Origin of the sequence: Kluyvera georgiana (genome assembly GCF_050990895.1) — a bacterium.
GTDB lineage: Bacteria > Pseudomonadota > Gammaproteobacteria > Enterobacterales > Enterobacteriaceae > Kluyvera > Kluyvera georgiana.
This window is the reverse complement of record NZ_CP158865.1, coordinates 423721-443503: the sequence shown is the minus strand read 5'-3', so window position 1 is coordinate 443503 and position 19783 is coordinate 423721. Positions and strand designations below refer to the sequence as shown.

The window sequence follows — 19783 nt, the reverse complement described above, 5'->3', positions numbered from 1 at the left end:
ACCTTCTATTCAAATTCGTCCCAGCCGTCCAGCTGCCGTCGCTCTTGTTGCATCTCACGCTGGAAGATCTCCTCCAGCTCCCGCCGCGCTTCCCGCACGCGCGAAATTTGTTGAGTATCGCTGTGGACCGGCATGAGTTCGCGCAGCATGCGCATGTCCAGGCGCTTAAAGTGCAGCTGCGCGCGCTGTGCCTGATGCGGGTGCATCCCGGTCGAGATCAGCGCTTTACGCCCCAGTTCCAGCGCGCTGGAAAAGGTCTCACGAGAAAACTGTACCACGCCCGCCTGCAGCAGTTCGTGCGCCTCCACACGTCCCCGTGCACGCGCCATAATGTTCAGATGCGGGAAGTGCTGCTGGCAGATTTCCACCAGCTTCATGGTATCTTCCGGTTCGTTGCAGGTGATGACGATCGACTGTGCCTGTTCGGCCCCCGCCGAGCGCAACAGCTCCACCTGCGTAGCGTCGCCGTAATAAACCTTGTAGCCGTATTTGCGCATCAGGTTGACCGCGCTGATATCGCGCTCAAGTACGGTAATGCGCAGCTTGTTGGCCATTAGCAAGCGGCCAATCACCTGACCGAAACGGCCAAAGCCCACCACGATCACCTGCGGCTTGTCATCTTCCACCCACGGCGCTTCATCTTCTTCCTCCGGGCCGTTAAAGCGTCGCGAGAGCACCCGATCCACTATCTTCATCAGTAGCGGCGTGGTCATCATCGACAACGTGACCGTCACCAGCAGCAGCGACATCTGGTCACCTTTGAAGACTTTGAACGACGAGGCGGCAGAAAAGAGCACGAAGGCAAACTCGCCGCCCTGGCTCAGCACACCGGCAAACTGCATGCGCTCCGCACTGCGCATCCCGTTGAGGTGCGCCAGCAGATACAGTACCAGGGTCTTCACCGCCACCAGCAGCGCCACGCAGCCCACCACCAATAACAGATGGCTGTAAAGCACGCCGAGATTCAGCGACATGCCCACCGAAATAAAGAACAGCCCCAACAGCAGCCCTTTAAACGGCTCGATGGCAATTTCCAGCTCGTGGCGATATTCGCTTTCCGCCAGCAGCACGCCCGCAATAAAGGTCCCCAGCGCCATCGACAGGCCCAGCGCATCCATAAACAGCGCAGAACCGAGGACCAACAGCAGCGTAGCCGCGGTAAACACTTCACGTACGCCAGAGCTGGCGATAAAGCGGAACACCGGGCGCAGCAGGTAGCGTCCGCCAATCAACATGCCGCCGAAAGCCAGCACCTTCAGGCCAACGGCCTGCCAGTGGACATGATCGTCCCCGGCCCCCGCCAGCAGCGGCACCAGCGCCAGCGCCGGGATGACAGCTAAATCCTGAAACAACAGCACCGAAAAGCCGAGCTGCCCGGCTTCGCTGCGGTTCATCCCCTTTTCGCGCATCAGCTGCAAGGCCATTGCCGTCGACGACATCGCCAGACCGATCCCACCGATCGCCGCCGCCTGCCACGAGAAGTTGGTTAGCAGCAGCAATCCGCCGAGGATCGCCGCGCTGAGCATGACCTGCGCGGCGCCAATGCCAAAAATGGGTCGCCGCAGCTGCCAGAGCTTGGCGGGATTCAGCTCCAGTCCAATGATAAACATCAGGAACACAACGCCCAGCTCGGAGAAGTGAAGAATTTCGTCAACGTCGCTGATAAAGCCCAGTCCCCACGGGCCAATCGCAATCCCCGCCAGCAGGTAACCCAATACCGCGCCGATGCCCAGCCTTGCGGCTAACGGCACCGCCGCCACCGCCGCGAAGAGAAACAGCACCCCCGCCAGTAATAAATCGGAGCCTTCCATCATCGCCCTCCTGCCACAATCGGAGCCGCCAGCCAGTCAGCATAAGCTTTGGCGTGATTTGCCAGTTCATCGGGCGGCTGACGTCGCGCCCAGTACACAATAATTGGGCTCATCCAGTGCATATGACACATGGCAGCGGTCAGCTCAAACGGGCGCAGGATATCGCTCATCGGATAGCGGTTCAGGCCATCGTGACGATAGGCGCTTTCCGGCTCGCCGGTGGTGATCACGCTACGCCAGTACTTTCCCGCCAGCTGGTTTCCCCCTATACCGCTGGCAAAGCCACGGCTTAGCACGCGGTCGAGCCACTCTTTAAGCAGCGCAGGACAGCTATAGGTATAAAGCGGATGCTGAAAGACGATAACGTCATGCTCGCGCAGCAGCGCCTGCTCGCGAGGGATATCAATAAAAAAGTCCGGATAGTGCGCGTAGAGATCGTGCACCGTGACGTTGCTTAACTGCGAAGCCGGCTTAAGCAAAACCCGGTTAGCTACCGAGTCCTGTGATTCCGGATGGGCATAGATCAGCAATACTTTCGCCGTCTGCGTCATTATTCCCCTCCCGGGCGTCAATCACATCCTCTTTCTGGTAGCGGGACGCAACCTGAATGATTTTGTGTATAGTCATCGTTTTGGGCTACCATTGCGGCCCGGTCTAGCGATTCGCTTACCACATTACATTACCACAATGACAATTTAACATATTCAGAACATACGGCGCCTTATGATTGTTTTCTCCTCGTTACAAATTCGTCGCGGCGTGCGTGTCCTGCTGGATAACGCATCGGCCACCATCAACCCAGGGCAAAAAGTCGGCCTGGTGGGGAAAAACGGCTGCGGCAAATCCACGCTGCTCGCGCTACTGAAAAACGAGATAAGCGCCGATGGCGGCAACTTTACCTATCCCAGCAGTTGGCAGTTGGCGTGGGTAAACCAGGAAACCCCTGCGCTGCCCCAGCCAGCTCTGGATTATGTCATTGACGGCGACCGTGAATTCCGCCAGCTCGAAGCCCAACTAAACGACGCTAACGAACGCGATGATGGGCACGCCATTGCCACCGTTCACGGCAAGCTGGACGCGATCGATGCATGGACTATCCGCTCTCGCGCCTCCAGCCTGCTGCACGGTCTGGGCTTCAGCAATGAACAGCTCGACCGCCCGGTCAGCGACTTCTCCGGCGGCTGGCGTATGCGCCTCAACCTGGCGCAGGCGCTGATCTGCCGCTCCGACCTGCTGCTACTCGATGAACCCACCAACCACCTCGATCTCGATGCGGTTATCTGGCTGGAACGATGGCTCAAAAGCTATCAGGGCACGCTGATTCTGATTTCCCACGACCGCGATTTCCTCGACCCGGTGGTGGACAAAATTATTCATATCGAACAGGAAACGATGTTCGAGTACACCGGCAACTACAGCTCGTTTGAAGTGCAGCGCGCCACCCGCCTGGCGCAACAGCAGGCAATGTACGAAAGCCAGCAGGAGCGCGTGGCGCATCTGCAAAGCTACATCGATCGTTTCCGCGCCAAGGCCACCAAGGCCAAGCAGGCACAAAGCCGTATCAAGATGCTCGAGCGTATGGAGCTCATTGCCCCGGCGCACGTGGATAACCCGTTCCACTTCAGCTTCCGCGCGCCGGAAAGCCTGCCGAACCCGTTACTGAAAATGGAAAAGGTCAGCGCGGGCTACGGCGATCGCACGATCCTTGAATCTATCAAGCTGAACCTGGTGCCGGGTTCGCGCATCGGCCTGCTGGGCCGTAACGGTGCGGGTAAGTCGACGCTGATTAAGCTGCTGGCGGGCGAACTGGAGCCGCTGCACGGTGAAATCGGCCTCGCCAAAGGCATCAAGCTCGGTTACTTCGCCCAGCATCAGCTGGAGTTCCTGCGCGCGGATGAATCCCCATTGCAGCATCTGGCGCGCATGGCGCCGCAGGAGCTGGAGCAGAAGCTGCGCGACTATCTCGGCGGGTTCGGCTTCCAGGGCGATAAAGTCACCGAACAGACCGCCCGCTTCTCCGGCGGCGAAAAAGCGCGTCTGGTGCTGGCGCTGATCGTCTGGCAGCGCCCGAACCTGCTGCTGCTCGATGAACCGACCAACCACCTGGATCTCGACATGCGTCAGGCGCTCACCGAAGCGTTAATCGACTTCGAAGGCGCGCTGGTCGTAGTCTCGCACGACCGTCACCTGATCCGCTCCACCACAGACGACCTCTATCTGGTGCACGACAAAAAAGTCGAGCCGTTTGACGGCGATCTGGAAGATTATCAACAGTGGCTGAGCGACGTGCAGAAACAGGAAAACCAGAGCGACGACGCGCCGAAGGAAAACAACGCCAACAGCGCCCAGTCGCGCAAAGACCAAAAGCGTCGTGAAGCCGAGCTACGCACCCTGACGCAGCCGCTGCGTAAAGAGATTACCCGTCTGGAAAAAGAGATGGAGAAGCTCAACGCACAGTTGGCGAAGGCAGAAGAGAAGCTCGGCGACAGCAGCCTGTACGATCCGAGCCGAAAAGCGGAGATGACCGAGTGTCTGCAATTGCAGGCTAGCGCCAAATCCGGGCTGGAAGAGTGTGAAATGGCATGGCTTGAGGCGCAGGAGCAGCTTGAGCAGATGATGCAAAACGACTAAGCCACGGGAGCGGGCGATGAACCTGTCAATCACCGACGATATTACCTTCCGCAAGCTGACCATCTTCATGACCTTTATGGAGAAGGGTAACATCGCCCGCACCGCCGAGGCGCTGAACATCAGCGGCGTTAGCGTTCACCGCGCGCTGCATACGCTGGAAGAGAACGTTCGTTGTCCGCTGTTCGTTCATAAAGGCCGCAACCTGATTGCACAACCGGCGGCGTGGACGCTGCTGGAGTACTGCCAGGAAGTCACCCAATTGATGGAACGCGGGCTGGAAGAGGCGCGCAAAACGGCAGGCGTGGGTCAGGGCCGCCTGCGCGTGGGTACGCTCTACTCACTGACGCTGGAGACGGTACCGCACCTGATTATGGGCATGAAGCTGCGCCGCCCGGATCTGGAGCTGGATCTCACCATGGGCTCCAACGAAGCGCTGCTGAAGATGCTGGAAGACGGCGTGCTGGACGCCATCCTCATCTCCATTTCCGAAAGCGAAATCGACCGCAACAGCCTCGAAGTGCTGCCCCTGTTCCACGATGATATCTACCTCGCCGCACCGATGTCAGCTACGCTGGACGCCACCATGAAGGCGGACCTGCGCCACTATCGCAATGAGAAATTTGTCTCGCTGGCGGAAGGATTTGCCACCTACGCCGGTTTTCAGGAAGCATTTCATATCGCCGGGTTTGAGCCTGAAATCGTTACCCGCGTCAACGACATCTTCTCCATGCTCAGTCTGGTACAGGCAGGGGTGGGTTTCTGTTTAATGCCGGGGCGAATGAAGAAAATGTATGAGAATACCGTGAAGCTGCAAAAACTGGCTGAACCCTATCAGATGCAGCAGCTTATCGCGATTGTCTTTGCCCGCAACCGCGAGCGCGACCCAAGCCTGTTAGCGCTGGCCGCCGAAGGGCGCATGTACGCCAGGACGCTGAACCAGAACGCCTGAATCGCCGGATGGCGACGCTTCGCGTCTTATCCGGCCTACATCAGGTGCGAGCCGTAGGCCCGATAAGCGCAGCGCCATCGGGCCATCACATCATGCGCGAAGGCGCTTTGCCAGATGCACGGCCACATCCATGCCGCTGCGTTCCAGGGCGATAGACTCCCCTTCCCACGCTGCCTGACGCGTCAGGCAGGTCAGCACGCCACCGGGTGGCATTTCAATCGCCAGCCGCGCTTCACGTTCGTTAGCGGAGATAACCGCCTCCTGCCAACGTACCGTACGTGCCATATTCATCGCCAGGTCGTCAGCAATACGCTCCGGCTGCCACAGCACGCGCCCGGTACTGCCGCTCAGGTAGGCATAGCGCGGACGGGAAAGCGTCACGCGGCTAAACGCTTCAACCAGCTTTTGCGCGGGCTCGGCCAGCAGTTCACAGTGCGACGGCACGCTCACCGCCAGACGAGAAGCCTTACTGGCCCCTTTGGCCATCGCGCGTTTTGCCACTTCCGCCATCGCTTCATCGGTACCCGCAATCACAATCTGCGTTTCGGCATTCAGGTTGGCAATATAGGTTTCGCTGTCTGCCACCAGGCTTTCCACCTGATTTAACGTTAGCCCCATAATCGCCGTCAGGCCGTAACCGTGCGGATAAGCCTGCTCCATTAAGTCACCGCGCAGCGCCACCAGCGTCAGCGCATCGGCAAAATCGAGCGCACCGGCAACCACCGCCGCCGGGTACGCGCCAATGGAGAGTCCACTGAGGATATCGGGCGCGACACCACGACGTTCCAGCTCACGCGCCCATGCAACGCCGGCAATCAGCAGAGACAGCTGAACGGCTCGGGTATGTTTCAACGCTTCAGGGCTATCCAGTGTATCCACCTCTGCGCCCAGCGCTTCACGCGCCTGAGCGAGCTCCGCCCCCGGAAGGTTTTGCAGCATACCTTCGTGCTGTGTCCCCTGCCCCGGGAAGGTAAACAGAATTTTCATGACTCCTCCCTGCCCCACGGATTGCGCACCAGTTGCGGCCCCTGTGAGGTTTTTAACAGCGCTTTTCCATCACGCAGCCATTCATTAAGGGCAAAGCCGCCGCGCGGAGTATCCACTTGGGTATCCGCCCGGCACAGCCCGCCCATCAGCTGCTGCTGCCACTTCTCCAGCGCTTGTCGGGAGAGCGGCTGAGGCGCGCGGATCAGCAGATCAAGATCGCTTGCCGCGTGGATCACCGGGATCCCGGTCGCCAGCGCATAGCCGGTACTCCCGGTAATGCCCCACGTCCACGGCCACGACTGCTGGGCCAATAATAAAGCCACCTGAAGCGGCGGCTGAGAGATAAAGGGCGAACGCAGCAGCGTCTGCGGGTCCACCAGCGATTCCGGCGAGCAGACGCGAACGACCGCCTCCGCTTTCACCCAACCGGCGGCGCGCTGGTCGCGCTTCATCCCGCGGACGCCCACGGGAATACGCCCCTGCGCATCAACATCACGCCGCACGACCACCGGCAGACCGCTATGCCAGACGGTATCCACCCAGGATTCCGTGACATCCTCGAGCGCGTCGCGTGCGTTCAGCCAGATAAGATCGTGTGGACGTAATGTTGTGCTCATGATTTAGATTCCTGAAGTCAGCGAGATAAACAGCGGCAGCGACAGGATACACAGTACAGAGCTCAACAGCAGCACGGCTTCTGCATCTGGAGACTGCACGCCAAAGCGGTTACCGAACACCACGCCGAAGAAGCCCGCGGACAATGCAATCATCAGGATGGCAGTGATAGCCACGGAACCATGCAGGCCGAAAATCAGCACGATACCCCAGGCAATAGCCGGTTGAATCAGCAACTTAGCGATGGTGGAAGTAATCACCACGGTATTGATTTGCAGTTTACGCGCAGAGAGGATAACACCGGTCAGGAACAGCGCCGCCGCAGTAGCAGACAGACCCAGCGGTTTGATCGCCGCCAGCACCAGCTCCGGCATTTTAATACCAATGGCGGAAAGGATAACCCCCAACAGTGGGCCCATTACGATTGGCTTTTTAATCGAACGCCACATCAGTACCGGCAGCATAGAGAGCGTAGAACCGGTGTTACCGCCTTCAGCACGCGCTTTTTCACGTTCGAGGATCAGCAGGCAGAACGGTGTCATCAGTACGGAACCGCAGGCGATGGAAACGGCAACGGAAAGCGAGGTGGAAGAGGTTTCACCCAGCACGCTACCCAGAATCGGCAGACCCAGCGCGGCATAGTTTGGCAGCGCAACGGTCAGCGTCAGTACGGCGGCATCCTGCGGCGATTTATTGAATAATTTGGTCGCCATAAAGTAGATAGCGGCATAGGTAATCCACATCGCCAGCGTCAACACCACAATCAGCGGTGACTGAGCCACGATACCGGCCCACGGCGTTTGTACCGTGGCGCTAAACAGCGCTGCGGGTAACGCAAAGTCCATCACAAAGATGTTGAGCAGGGAGACATTTTTGTTGTCGACCATTTTGGCCTTCCCGGCCCAGAATCCCAGCAACATGATGACGAAAATCGGAGCAAGAGCATGAACAATTACGTAAGTCATATTTCACCTGTAATGAAAAAAAGTTAGCACTGGCGCGATGATTATTATTTTTTCAGATGCAGCTGCCCGCATGGGCGCGGGAAGCGCCCATGGAGCCGTACATCCGGCAGGTCTCTTTTTTACTTACCAGCTTGCTCGCATGCGTTCGCGTACGAGGGCAGAGCTGCGGCGATTGTCGGCACCCAGACGGCTTTTCAGCGTAGGGTCCTGACGAGCGTCGTTGATGGCCTGTTGCAGGGTGTTTTTCACCAGCGCCAGGTCTTGTGCGGATGGGGCATCCGGGTTGCTGATATCCAGCAGGTTTTCCAGCAGGCCCAGGGTGGCGTAGTTGCTGATGTCATAGGCCATCGGCGGAATGGTTGCCGCCAGTTTTTCCAGCGCCTCAACGGTACGCAGGGTAATGCGCGCCGCGGACTCTTTGCCCATCGCGTGAATCAGTACGCCTTTATCGTTGAAGGCGATCAGACGGTTTGCCTGGTAGCCGTGCGCCAGAAATGCCCCGGACATCGCTTTACCGACGATAAGACCAATCACCGGGTGGCCTGCCAGACGCGCATTGGCATACGCCGCAGCCGCGCCAGCCAGCGCCTGATGAATGCCAAAGCCTTCTTCACGACGACCATAGGCCTGGCTGGAGACGTCAATCACTGCCACGATCGGGCGCTTCACGGCGCTGTTGGCATCGGCGGCGATGGTTTCGCTGACGACTTTCGCAAGCGTCCAGCCTTCCAGCAGACCGACTTCACCTTTAGTGGCGCGCGGATAGTGGTTATGGGCATCCGGAACGACGGCGATAAAGCGCACGTTTTCACCGTTCAGCTCGCCATCAGCGGCCTGTACGGACGGGCACAGCCCTGCAATACGTTTGGCGCCTGGCGCCAGCGTTTCCAGCCATAATTCGCCACGGCTAATTACGTTACTCATCATTTCACCTCCCGGGCGAAGAGCGCTCTAATCTGTTCTGAATCGGCCTGTTTGCGGGTATCAAAATGGCTCAGGCGGTCGAGATACCAGTCGTAATTATCGGTGCGATGTTTTGCCGGAACGCCTTTCGCCAGCGCCTCGTTCATGGCGGCTTTCACCGCGTTCACACCGTCGTTGACCAGTGCTTCTACCAGCCCGCTTTCGTAGCGAACTTCACCACCGGTCATGCTCCAGATGAACGGACGGTCGCGGGAGTCATACTCTTCAATCCCGGCTTCCTGTTCGATTACCTGCGGGCCGTTCAGGCCGAGACGCGCTTCGCGGGTCACAATCAGATAGCTACACAGCGCCGCCGCGATGGACATCCCGCCGAAGCAGCCCACAGTACCGGCCACAATGCCAACCACCGGGGTGTAACGACGCAGATCCACAATCGCCGCATGAATATCGGCAATCGCCGCCAGACCGAGGTTCGCTTCTTGTAAACGAACCCCGCCGGTTTCCAGGCTCAGTACCGCCTGAGTAGGAATGCCGTTACGGTTATCTTCCGCCGCCAGCTCCAGCGCCGCTGCCATTTTGGCACCGGACACTTCGCCCATGCTGCCGCCCTGGAACGCGCCTTCAATCGCTACAACAACGGCCGGTTTACCATTGATTGTGCCTTTTGCCACCACCATGCCGTCATCGGCCTGTGGAACAATGCCCTGTGCGCCGAGCCACGGCGACATCACGCCTTCAAATGGGTCGAGCAGTTCACGGTAGCTGCCTTCATCCAGCAGCGCATGCGCACGCTGGCGTGCTTTTAATTCGATAAAACTGCGGTCATCACGCATAGCTCACCTCTTCAAAAACCTGTTCGATACGGATGCGCGCCACGCCCGGCGTCGCGCCGAAGTCATGGATGGTCAGTTTGCCCGCAGGCAGGCTGCTGACCGTCTGCAGACGGTTGAACAGCGCTTCCCAGCGGCGGGTGCTGTTATCGACAGAAGTGGTGATATCAATGGTTAACGTCTGGCCCTGGTCGGCGGTGAATAACACCTCCATATCCCCGGAGCCCACAACGCCTGCCAGCGCTTTACCGCTTAAGGTGCGGCTGGCCGGTACGGTTAACGTAATGTGTTCCATAACATCCTCTTAATGCTTTAAATACGGCGATTCGACGTGATTTCGACGCGATCGAGAAATAGCGTGGCGGCGAGCAGGTCAGCCGCGCCGCCCGGCGAGGCGTTTAGCGCCAGCATCTGGCTATCCAGTTCCGCTAATGCCGCCTGACCCGCCGGGTGCGCGCTGCCGCCTGCATTCAACACGGCGCGCGCGCCGTCCTGCATGGCATCAAGCCCTTCCAGCCCGGCACGAGAAAGTACGCAGGTATCGGTCAGCGAGGTCATGATCGCCATCAGCGCATCCAGCCTCGCGTGCGTCTCGCTACTACCGCGCAGGCGGCTTAAACGCAGCTGCGGCAGCGCGCGCTGCATCACGTGCGGAAACGCCTGCTGAGCTTCTTCACGAGCGCCCGGTACACGATAACGATGCGTTGCGCGAAGCCCTTTGCTGAACACCTTCGGCGCTGCGTCATCCGGCAGCTTCGCCAGTTCCGCTGCGGTAGCGGCTATCTGCTGCGCGCCACCGGCACCACCGTGCATCGCAACGGCGCTCACCAACAACCCCAGCGCCCAAATCGCGCCGCGGTGGGTATTCACGCCGTGGGTCGCGGCCATCATCTGCTGCTCGCCCTCACGGCCGAGTCGCCCTATGGTTTGTCTGAGCGCAATATCCGCTGGACGCTGCCAACTTTGCTGCGCCAGCGCCTGAAACGTAGGGGTCAGGCTATGTGCGGAGCGCTCCATTAGCGAAAGCGTAAGATCGTGGTGCGCGCCGTTCCCCCGACTGTCCACCAGACCGGGTTTCGGGCTTAATCGTGCTTCGTCAATCAGACACTGCGTGGCGGTTCGCGCCAGCCACTCGGCACCGCCTTCAACCTGAATCTGGGGCAGAAGTTTCATTACCAGCTCCGGAATTTCGCAGGTGGGTTGTAAAGACCGCCGGACCATTCCACCAGGTCAGCGACGCTACCGGCTGCCAGCAGCGAACGGGTGGCATCGGTACGACGAATGCCCATATCTTCCGGATAGACCACCTTGCCGCTCTGACGCAGCTCGGCAACGCGCTTAGCGTCAACGCCCAGCCCGATATCGGTGATCCCTGCTACCGCAGCCACCATCGCACGGCGCTCTTCAAGATCTTTGGCGCGGTAGAGGTAGGCGATACCTTCTTCGGTCAGCACGTGGGTTACGTCATCGCCGTAGATCATTACCGGTGCCAGCGGCATGCCGGAGGCTTTCGCCACGTCAACCGCGTCCAGTTTTTCGACGAAGGTTGGCTTCACGCCCGCCTGGAAGGTTTCGACCATCTGCACCACCAGTTTTTTACCGCGCTGCATTGGGTCTGGTTCGGTGATCATATTCAGCCAGGCTGGCGTTGCATGACGACGACCGTGCGGGTCGTGACCCATGTTTGGCGCGCCGCCGAAGCCAGAAAGACGGCCGCGGGTCACGGTGGAGGAGTTGGCGTAGCCATCAACCTGCAGGGTGGAGCCGATAAACATATCTACCGCGTACTGGCCAGCCAACTGGCAGAAGGCGCGGTTAGAACGCATCGAGCCGTCGGAACCGGTAAAGAAGATGTCTGGGCGGGCGCGGATATACTCTTCCATCCCCAACTCGCCGCCGAAGCAGTGCACGCTTTCTACCCAGCCGCTCTCAATTGCCGGAATCAGCGTTGGATGCGGGTTCAGCGTCCAGTGTTTACAGATTTTGCCTTTCAGACCGAGCTGTTCACCGTAGGTTGGCAGCAACAGTTCAATCGCCGCGGTGTTGAAGCCGATACCGTGGTTCAGCGACTGTACCTGATGTTCCGCGTAGATGCCTTTAATCGCCATCATCGCCATCAGGATGTGTTCCTGTTTAATCAGGCGCGGGTCACGGGTAAACAGCGGTTCGATAAAGAACGGCTTATCGGCGACAACCACGTAGTCAATCCAGGAGCCCGGAATATCCACGCGCGGCAGGTCGCATTCGTCATCCACCAGTTCGTTCACCTGCGCGATGACAATGCCATCGTGGAACGCGGCGGCTTCCACCAGCGCAGGCGTATCTTCGGTGCTCGGCCCGGTGTAGAGGTTGCCTTTACGGTCAGCCTTATAACCGGCAATCAGCGCCACGTTCGGGGCCAGGTCGACGTAAAGACGGGAGTAAAGTTCGATGTAAGTATGGATGGCGCCGATTTCCAGTTGGCCATCTTCCAGTAGTTGCGAAATACGCAGGCTCTGGGTACCGGAGAAGGAGAAGTCCAGCTTGCGGGCGATGCCTTTTTCAAAGATATCCAGATGCTCGCTGCGCCCGACGCTTGGCATAATCATATGCAGGTCGTGCACAATCTGCGGATTGACTTCAGCCAGCATGCGGGACAGGAAATCTGCCTGCTTCTGGTTATTCCCTTCTAATACCACGCGGTCACCCGGCGCGATCAGTTTTTCCAGCATCGCGGTCAGGTCTGCGGTCGGCAGCACCTTACCCTGCACCGGAACGGAAGCCAGACGGCGCTGTTTTTCCGTGCGGCGGGTGTTCCAGACTCGTGCTGGCGTTTGCCCAGATAACATTATTAACCTCCTGATTCAGCTAATCATTTTGATTGCTTAACACTGGAAAGAGTGTGCACCCTGGTGAGAAAGTCATCAATTAAGCGTAGGAAAGAATCATTAGCTTGAGAGTAATAATTGAAGTAACAATTTGTGATGAGGATCAGAAACCAAAGGGATAAAAACGACTACCTATGCCTCATTTTCATAAACACGAGGGCAAAGTGACGGTATAGTAGGCGGCAGATTAACGAGTAAACATCGCGTAGACATGACTGAAACCACCCACCACGATCTCAACATCGACACCCAAAGCAGCGCCGACTTCGTGCCAATGCGCGGCGTCAGCAACCGGCATCTGCAGACGATGCTGCCGCGCCTTATTCGGCGTAAGGTGCAGTTCACGCCCCACTGGCAGCGCCTTGAGCTGCCGGATGGCGACTTTGTCGATCTTGCGTGGAGCGAAGATCCGCAGGCCGCCATTCATAAGCCGCGTCTGGTGGTGTTTCACGGGCTGGAAGGCAGTCTGTACAGCCCGTACGCGCACGGTCTGATCAATGCGGCGAAAGCGCAGGGCTGGCTGGGCGTGGTGATGCATTTCCGCGGCTGTAGCGGCGAGCCCAACCGCCTGAACCGTATCTACCACTCCGGCGAAACGGAAGACGGTACCTGGTTCCTGCACTGGCTTGCGCGCGAATATGGTCACGCCCCTACTGCGGCTGTGGGCTACTCGCTTGGCGGTAACATGCTCGCCTGTCTGCTCGCCAAAGAAGGCAATGCGGTGCCCATCGATGCTGCCGTGATCGTCTCTGCGCCGTTTATGCTGGAAGCCTGTAGCTACCACATGGATAAAGGCTTTTCGCGCGTCTATCAGCGCTATCTGCTCAACCTGCTGAAAGGCAATGCGGCCCGCAAGCTGAAGGCCTATCCCGGCTCCTTGCCGGTCGATCTGCGTCAATTGAAAAGCATGCGCCGCATCCGCGAGTTTGACGATTCGATTACCTCGAAGATCCACGGTTTTGCCGACGCCATCGACTATTACCGCCAGTGCAGCGCGATGCCGATCTTAAGCAAAATCACGAAGCCGACGCTGATCATCCACTCGAAGGACGATCCGTTTATGGATCACCACTCCATCCCCGCGCAGGAAGAGCTGCCGGAGAACGTGGAGTATCAGTTGACGGAATTTGGCGGGCACGTGGGTTTTATCGGCGGCACTTTACGCCACCCGGAAATGTGGCTGGAAAAACGCATTCCCGCCTGGCTGATGCGCTGGCTGGGAGCGAAAGCATGATTATTCCCTGGCAGGATATCGACCCGGAGACGCTGGACAACCTGATTGAAAGCTTTGTCTTGCGCGAAGGCACTGATTATGGTGAATATGAGCGTTCACTTGCGCAAAAGGTCGCCGACGTCAAACAGCAGCTACAAACCGGCGAAGCGGTGCTGGTCTGGTCCGAACTTCACGAGACCGTCAATATCATGCCCCGTAACCAATTTCGCGGTTAACTATACTCTAACGGCAGGAGGCGTTTACCACGCTTCCCTTGTCGTCTTTTCAGGGAGTTATTCGCATGTCTGCCAAACATCCGGTTATTGCCGTTACCGGTTCCAGCGGCGCGGGCACCACCACCACCAGCCTCGCGTTCCGTAAAATCTTTGCTCAGCTCAACCTGCGTTCGGCAGAAGTGGAAGGCGACAGCTTCCACCGTTATACCCGTCCGGAAATGGATATGGCCATTCGTAAAGCCCGCGATTTAGGCCGCCATATCAGCTACTTTGGCCCGGATGCCAACGATTTTGGCCTGCTGGAACAAACCTTTCGCGACTATGGTCTGCACGGTAAAGGGCAGTCGAGAAAATACCTGCATACCTACGATGAAGCGGTGCCGTGGAATCAGGTGCCAGGCACGTTTACCCCCTGGCAGCCGCTGCCGGAACCGACCGACGTGCTGTTCTACGAAGGGCTGCACGGTGGCGTCGTGACGCCACAGCATGATGTCGCACGCCACGTCGACCTGCTGGTCGGCGTTGTGCCAATCGTTAACCTTGAGTGGATCCAGAAGATGATCCGCGATACCAGCGAGCGCGGACACTCCCGCGAAGCGGTGATGGATTCGGTCGTGCGTTCGATGGAAGACTATATCAACTACATCACGCCGCAGTTCTCACGCACGCATATCAACTTCCAGCGCGTGCCGACGGTTGATACCTCTAACCCGTTTGCCGCCAAGGGCATTCCGTCGCTGGACGAAAGCTTTGTGGTGATTCACTTCCGCAACCTCGACAACATCGACTATCCGTGGCTGCTGGCCATGCTGCAGGGTTCGTTCATCTCGCATATGAACACGCTGGTCGTTCCCGGCGGCAAAATGGGGCTGGCGATGGAATTGATCATGACGCCGCTGGTGCAGCGTTTAATGGAAGGTCGAAACTAGCAGATTGACAGGACGGTTCCCTCTCCCCGAAGGAACGAGGGAGCCGTTGCTCGCAAAGGACTTACCCTTCGATCACTTCGTAGGAGTGGGTGATATTCACCGCTTTTTCAAGCATCAGCGCAACAGAGCAGTACTTCTCCGCAGACAGATCCACCGCACGGGAAACCGCCGCATCCTTCAGCCCTTTACCGGTGACGATAAAATGCAGATTGATGTGGGTGAACAGGCGCGGCGCTTCTTCACGACGCTCGGAGGTCAGCTTCACTTCGCAGTCGGTCACGTCATTGCGCCCCTTCTGCAGGATAGACACCACGTCGATAGCGCTGCAGCCACCTGCGGCCATCAGCACCACTTCCATCGGGCTTGGCGCTTTATCGCCAGAGTTGCCGTCCATCAGGATCTGGTGCCCAGAAGCGGACTCCCCCAGGAAGGTCAGCCCTTCAACCCATTTCACACGCGCTTGCATAATTTTTAACTCCAAGGTTGCAATTTTCTTCTCAGATTACGCGCACATAACAATTCTCGCAATGGAAGGCGATCGACGTCATGCTGAAGCGAGACACCAGGAGACACACGGCTAAAGCTATGCTAAAACAGTCAGGATGCTACGGTAATACATAAACGTACTGCATGTATGCAGAGGACATCACATTACAGGCTGCGACAGTATGCGACAGCCGACTTCCCAGGTAACGGGAAGGATACTATTGCAACCGGTGGCCGCAATGCTTTTGCCGCCGGGAAGAGCTTATAACAGAGGATAACCGCGCATGGTGCTTGGCAAACCGCAAACAGACCCGACTCTCGAATGGTTCTTGTCTCATTGCCATATTCATAAGTACCCATCGAAGAGCACGCTGATTCACCAGGGTGAAAAAGCAGAGACGCTGTATTACATCGTAAAAGGCTCAGTGGCAGTACTCATCAAGGACGAAGAAGGGAAAGAGATGATCCTCTCTTACCTCAACCAGGGCGATTTCATCGGTGAGTTAGGCCTGTTTGAAGAAGGCCAGGAACGCAGCGCGTGGGTACGGGCAAAAACCGCTTGTGAAGTTGCTGAAATCTCTTATAAAAAATTCCGACAGCTGATCCAGGTTAACCCGGACATCCTGATGCGTCTCTCTTCGCAAATGGCGCGTCGTCTGCAGGTGACCTCTGAGAAAGTTGGCAACCTGGCGTTCCTCGACGTCACCGGTCGTATCGCGCAGACGCTGCTGAACCTGGCAAAACAACCTGACGCAATGACCCACCCGGACGGGATGCAGATCAAAATCACTCGTCAGGAAATCGGCCAGATCGTGGGCTGCTCTCGTGAAACCGTGGGCCGTATCCTGAAGATGCTGGAAGATCAGAATCTGATCTCCGCACACGGCAAAACCATTGTCGTTTACGGTACCCGCTAATCCAGCCCAAACGGCGTATTGCGTCATGCAGTACGCCGTTTTTGTTTTCCCCCTATGTGGCGCAGGCTGATTTACCACCCGGAAGTCAACTATGCACTGCGGCAAACGCTGGTGCTGTGTCTGCCCGTTGCCATTGGTCTACTTCTCGGTCATCTCAAGCAGGGCCTACTGTTCTCGCTGGTGCCCGCCTGTTGCAACATTGCCGGGCTTGATACGCCACATAAACGTTTCTTCAAGCGTCTGATCATTGGCGGCTGTCTGTTCGCAGGATGTAGCCTCGCCGTTCAGCTGCTGCTGGCGCGCGATGTACCTCTGCCACTGATTCTGACCGGGCTGGCGCTGCTGCTTGGCGTTACGGCGGAGATCAGCGCCCTGCACGGACGACTGCTGCCCGCTTCGCTGATTGCGTCCATTTTTACCCTTAGCCTGGCAGGGAATATGCCTATCTGGCAGCCGTTATTGATCTACGCGCTGGGAACATTATGGTACGGGCTGTTCAACTGGTGGTGGTTCTGGATGTGGCGCGAGCAGCCGCTGCGAGAATCGCTCAGTCTGCTTTACCGTCAGCTTGCGGACTACTGCGAAGCAAAATATAGCTTACTGACTCAGCATACCGATCCCAACACCGCGCTGCCGCCGCTGCTGACTCGCCAGCAAAAGGTGGTGGACCTGATTTCCCAATGCTACCAGCAGCTACACATGCTGGCGGCGAACCAGCACAATGACTATAAGCGCCTGCTGCGCGCCTTCCAGGTAGGGCTGGATTTGCAGGAGCATATCTCCGTCAGCCTGCACCAGCCGGAAGAGGTGCAGAAGCTGGTTGAACGCAGCCATGCGGAAGCGGTGATCCGCTGGAATGCCCAGACGGTAGCCGCACGCCTGCGCGTGCTGGCGGACGATATCCTCTATCACCGCTACCCTACCCGCTTCAACATGGATAAACAGATTGGCGCGCTGGAAAAAATTGCCGACCAGCACCCGGATAACCCGGTTGGTCAGTTCTGTGCCTGGCACTTCAGCCGCATTGCCCGCGTGCTGCGCTCCCAGCGCCCGCTGTACCCGCGTAACCTGATGGCCGACAAAGAACGCCGTCTGCCGCTGTTCCCCGCGTTAAAAAGCTACCTCTCTTTGCGCTCTCCCGCCCTGCGTAACGCCGCGCGTCTCAGCGTGATGCTGAGCATCGCCAGCCTGATGGGCGCGGCGCTGCACCTGCCAAAACCGTACTGGATCCTGATGACGGTGCTGCTGGTCACGCAAAACGGTTACGGCGCGACCCGGGTGCGAATTTTCCACCGAGCGGCGGGCACGCTTGCCGGGCTGGTAATTGCCGCCGTGGCCCTGCACTTCCACGCGCCGCAGGGCTGGGCGCTAACGGGCATGCTGATAGTGACGTTAGTGAGCTACCTGATTATTCGTCGCAGCTATGGTTGGGCAACCGTCGGCTTTACCATCACCGCGGTATACACCCTGCAAATCCTGACGCTTAATGGCGAAGAGTTTATTGTCGCCCGCTTTATCGACACCATCATTGGCTGCCTGATCGCCTTCGGCGGTATGATTTGGCTCTGGCCGCAGTGGCAGAGCGGCCAGCTGCGCCAGAACGCCCAGGCGGCGCTGGAGGCCGATCAGGAAGCTATCCGCCTGATCCTCAGCCCTGACCCACAGGCACCGAAGCTGGCCTACCAGCGCATGCGCGTCAACCAGGCGCACAACACGCTGTATAACACGCTGAACCAGGCGATGCAGGAGCCAGGCTTTAATTCACGTTATCTTGAAGACATGAAGCTGTGGGTCACCCACAGCCAGTTTATCGTCGAGCACATCAACGCCATGACGACGCTGGCGCGCGAGCACAACATGTTGACGCCCGATCTGGCGCAGCAGTACCTGGAGTCGTGTGAAATTGCCCTACAACGCTGCCAGCAGCGTCTGGAATACGATGAAGCGGGGAGCAGCGGCGAGGTCAACATTATGGAAGCGCCGGATTCGCTGTCCCACGGGCCGTTAAGCACCATGGAACAGCATCTCCAGCGAATTCTGGGGCACCTGAACACCATGCACACCATTTCGTCGGTGGCCTGGCGCCAGCGCCCACGGCACGGCGGCTGGTTAAAGCGGCAAACTAGCTAACAATTTTCGCGACGGCCTGGGCAAAGCGCTGCATGCCTTCATCGATATCCACTTCTTCCACCACCAGCGACGGCGCAAAGCGCATCACGTCCGGGCCGGCATTCAATACCATTACACCGACATCCGCTGCGGCATACAGGAAGTCGCGCGCGCGGCCTTTGTATTTCGCGTTCAGCTCAGCGCCAATCAGCAGGCCCATCCCGCGCACATCGCTGAAGACATCGTATTTCGCGTTAATCTGTTGCAGATGCTGAACAAAGCGCTCGCGCTTAGCACTGACGCCGTTCAGCACTTCCGGCGTGTTGATAATATCAAAGGCCGCACCGGCCACAGCGCAGGCCAGCGGGTTACCGCCGTAGGTAGAGCCGTGCGAACCCACGTGGAAAGCGCTGGCAATGTCGTTGGTCGTCAGCATGGCGCTCACCGGGAAGCCGCCGCCCAGCGCTTTGGCGCTGGTCAGAATATCCGGCGTCACGCCGTAGTGCATATAAGCAAACAGCGAACCGGTACGGCCCATGCCGCTCTGCACTTCATCAAAGACCAGCAGCGCCTGATGCTTGTCACACAGGTCGCGAAGCCCTTTGAGGAATTCCGGCGTTGCCGCCTGCACGCCGCCTTCGCCCTGAATCGGCTCCACCACCACCGCGCAGGTGTGGTCATCCATCACCGCTTCCACCGCGTGCAGATCGTTAAACGGCACGTGAACGATATCGGCAGGTTTAGGGCCGAAACCGTCGGAGTACTTCGGCTGACCGCCGACGGAGACGGTAAACAACGAACGCCCGTGGAAGGCGTTATGGAAGGCGATAATTTTCGTTTTGTACGGACTATGACGGGTTGACGCGTAGTAACGCGCCAGTTTAAAAGCGGTCTCGTTGGCTTCAGTACCAGAGTTCATGAACACCACGCGCTCGGCGAAAGTGGCGTCAACCAGCTTCTGGCCCAGGCGCAGCGCCGGTTCGTTGGTAAACACGTTGCTGGTGTGCCACAGGGTTTCGCCCTGGGTTTTCAGCGCCTCAACCAGCGCCGGATGACAGTGGCCCAGCGCCGTCACCGCGATACCGCCCGCAAAATCAACGTACTCTTTGCCTTGCTGATCCCAGACGCGACTGCCTTTTCCCTTCACCGGAATAAACTCCGCCGGTGCATAGATTGGCAAAATGACCTGATCGAAGGTCGCGCGGGTGATCGCAGGTTGTTTGGTTACCATGTCATGCCCTTCTTCAAACGATGCAGCAATGATTGTGAGAATCTATCCACAAAATATGCATAAAAAATCACATCATGGCAACT

The 19783-nt window shown here is 58.1% G+C and carries 19 protein-coding genes; 7 read left to right on the top strand and 12 right to left on the bottom strand.

What is annotated here, in order from left to right; all coding sequences use genetic code 11:
* Window positions 1-5: 5 nt before the first annotated feature.
* Entirely contained in the window at window positions 6-1811 is a 1806-nt protein-coding gene (gene kefB / locus ABTW00_RS02050) for a glutathione-regulated potassium-efflux system protein KefB (RefSeq protein WP_064541582.1), read from the bottom strand.
* Window positions 1811-2362 (bottom strand): glutathione-regulated potassium-efflux system ancillary protein KefG, encoded by a 552-nt coding sequence (gene kefG, locus ABTW00_RS02045; RefSeq protein ID WP_064541579.1) that lies wholly within the window; start codon window positions 2360-2362, stop codon window positions 1811-1813. Before kefG ends, kefB begins: the two co-directional genes overlap by 1 nt.
* 172 nt (window positions 2363-2534) lie before the next feature.
* Here kefG and ABTW00_RS02040 point away from each other — a divergent pair, with 172 nt between their 5' ends.
* Window positions 2535-4442 (top strand): ABC transporter ATP-binding protein, encoded by a 1908-nt coding sequence (locus ABTW00_RS02040; RefSeq protein WP_064541577.1) that lies wholly within the window; start codon window positions 2535-2537, stop codon window positions 4440-4442.
* Between the two features lie 16 nt (window positions 4443-4458).
* Window positions 4459-5391, top strand: a complete 933-nt coding sequence (locus tag ABTW00_RS02035) for a LysR family transcriptional regulator (RefSeq protein WP_433638509.1) — start codon at window positions 4459-4461, stop codon at window positions 5389-5391.
* A gap of 90 nt (window positions 5392-5481) precedes the next feature.
* Here the strand turns inward: ABTW00_RS02035 and mdcH are convergent, their stop codons facing one another.
* From mdcH to mdcA, 8 genes are all read right to left on the bottom strand, one after another.
* Entirely contained in the window at window positions 5482-6378 is an 897-nt protein-coding gene (gene mdcH / locus ABTW00_RS02030) for a malonate decarboxylase subunit epsilon (protein ID WP_433638507.1), read from the bottom strand.
* Window positions 6375-6995: a malonate decarboxylase holo-ACP synthase gene (locus tag ABTW00_RS02025; RefSeq protein ID WP_433638505.1), complete on the bottom strand. Its 621-nt coding sequence runs from the start codon at window positions 6993-6995 to the stop codon at window positions 6375-6377. Before ABTW00_RS02025 ends, mdcH begins: the two co-directional genes overlap by 4 nt.
* Before the next feature lie 3 nt (window positions 6996-6998).
* Window positions 6999-7958, bottom strand: a complete 960-nt coding sequence (locus ABTW00_RS02020) for an AEC family transporter (protein ID WP_433638503.1) — start codon at window positions 7956-7958, stop codon at window positions 6999-7001.
* A 123-nt stretch (window positions 7959-8081) separates the two neighbouring features.
* Window positions 8082-8882 carry a biotin-independent malonate decarboxylase subunit gamma gene (gene mdcE, locus ABTW00_RS02015; protein ID WP_433640912.1) on the bottom strand — a complete coding sequence of 267 codons (801 nt, stop codon included), beginning with the start codon at window positions 8880-8882 and terminating at the stop codon, window positions 8082-8084.
* Window positions 8882-9715, bottom strand: coding sequence for a biotin-independent malonate decarboxylase subunit beta (locus ABTW00_RS02010; protein ID WP_038634789.1), 834 nt, complete (start codon window positions 9713-9715; stop codon window positions 8882-8884). Before ABTW00_RS02010 ends, mdcE begins: the two co-directional genes overlap by 1 nt.
* A complete protein-coding gene (mdcC, locus tag ABTW00_RS02005) occupies window positions 9708-10007 on the bottom strand; it encodes a malonate decarboxylase acyl carrier protein (RefSeq protein ID WP_032945188.1) in 300 nt (99 codons plus the stop codon). Before mdcC ends, ABTW00_RS02010 begins: the two co-directional genes overlap by 8 nt.
* A gap of 17 nt (window positions 10008-10024) precedes the next feature.
* The gene (locus ABTW00_RS02000; RefSeq protein WP_069323816.1) at window positions 10025-10885 is read right to left on the bottom strand and encodes a triphosphoribosyl-dephospho-CoA synthase; all 861 of its coding nucleotides are present in this window, start codon (window positions 10883-10885) and stop codon (window positions 10025-10027) included.
* Window positions 10885-12540: a malonate decarboxylase subunit alpha gene (mdcA, locus tag ABTW00_RS01995; protein ID WP_038634792.1), complete on the bottom strand. Its 1656-nt coding sequence runs from the start codon at window positions 12538-12540 to the stop codon at window positions 10885-10887. Before mdcA ends, ABTW00_RS02000 begins: the two co-directional genes overlap by 1 nt.
* Before the next feature lie 250 nt (window positions 12541-12790).
* Between mdcA and ABTW00_RS01990 the strand changes: the two genes are divergently transcribed.
* From ABTW00_RS01990 to ABTW00_RS01980, 3 genes are all read left to right on the top strand, one after another.
* The gene (locus tag ABTW00_RS01990) at window positions 12791-13813 is read left to right on the top strand and encodes a hydrolase (RefSeq protein WP_064541570.1); all 1023 of its coding nucleotides are present in this window, start codon (window positions 12791-12793) and stop codon (window positions 13811-13813) included.
* Entirely contained in the window at window positions 13810-14028 is a 219-nt protein-coding gene (locus ABTW00_RS01985) for a YheU family protein (RefSeq protein WP_064541565.1), read from the top strand. The genes ABTW00_RS01990 and ABTW00_RS01985 overlap by 4 nt, the downstream gene beginning before the upstream one ends.
* A gap of 65 nt (window positions 14029-14093) precedes the next feature.
* Window positions 14094-14957 carry a phosphoribulokinase gene (locus tag ABTW00_RS01980; protein WP_065356468.1) on the top strand — a complete coding sequence of 288 codons (864 nt, stop codon included), beginning with the start codon at window positions 14094-14096 and terminating at the stop codon, window positions 14955-14957.
* 61 nt (window positions 14958-15018) lie between these two features.
* On the opposite strand, the gene ABTW00_RS01975 is transcribed toward ABTW00_RS01980, so the two are convergent.
* Window positions 15019-15423 (bottom strand): OsmC family protein, encoded by a 405-nt coding sequence (locus ABTW00_RS01975; RefSeq protein ID WP_064541617.1) that lies wholly within the window; start codon window positions 15421-15423, stop codon window positions 15019-15021.
* Between the two features lie 304 nt (window positions 15424-15727).
* Between ABTW00_RS01975 and crp the strand changes: the two genes are divergently transcribed.
* Together crp and ABTW00_RS01965 are read left to right on the top strand one after the other, a co-directional pair.
* The gene (gene crp / locus ABTW00_RS01970) at window positions 15728-16360 is read left to right on the top strand and encodes a cAMP-activated global transcriptional regulator CRP (RefSeq protein ID WP_000242758.1); all 633 of its coding nucleotides are present in this window, start codon (window positions 15728-15730) and stop codon (window positions 16358-16360) included.
* A gap of 54 nt (window positions 16361-16414) precedes the next feature.
* Window positions 16415-18490, top strand: a complete 2076-nt coding sequence (locus tag ABTW00_RS01965; RefSeq protein ID WP_433638497.1) for a YccS/YhfK family putative transporter — start codon at window positions 16415-16417, stop codon at window positions 18488-18490.
* Here the strand turns inward: ABTW00_RS01965 and argD are convergent.
* Window positions 18483-19700 (bottom strand): bifunctional acetylornithine/succinyldiaminopimelate transaminase, encoded by a 1218-nt coding sequence (argD, locus tag ABTW00_RS01960; protein WP_064541556.1) that lies wholly within the window; start codon window positions 19698-19700, stop codon window positions 18483-18485. The two genes, ABTW00_RS01965 and argD, sit on opposite strands and share 8 nt — an antisense overlap.
* Between the last annotated feature and the right edge of the window lie 83 nt (window positions 19701-19783).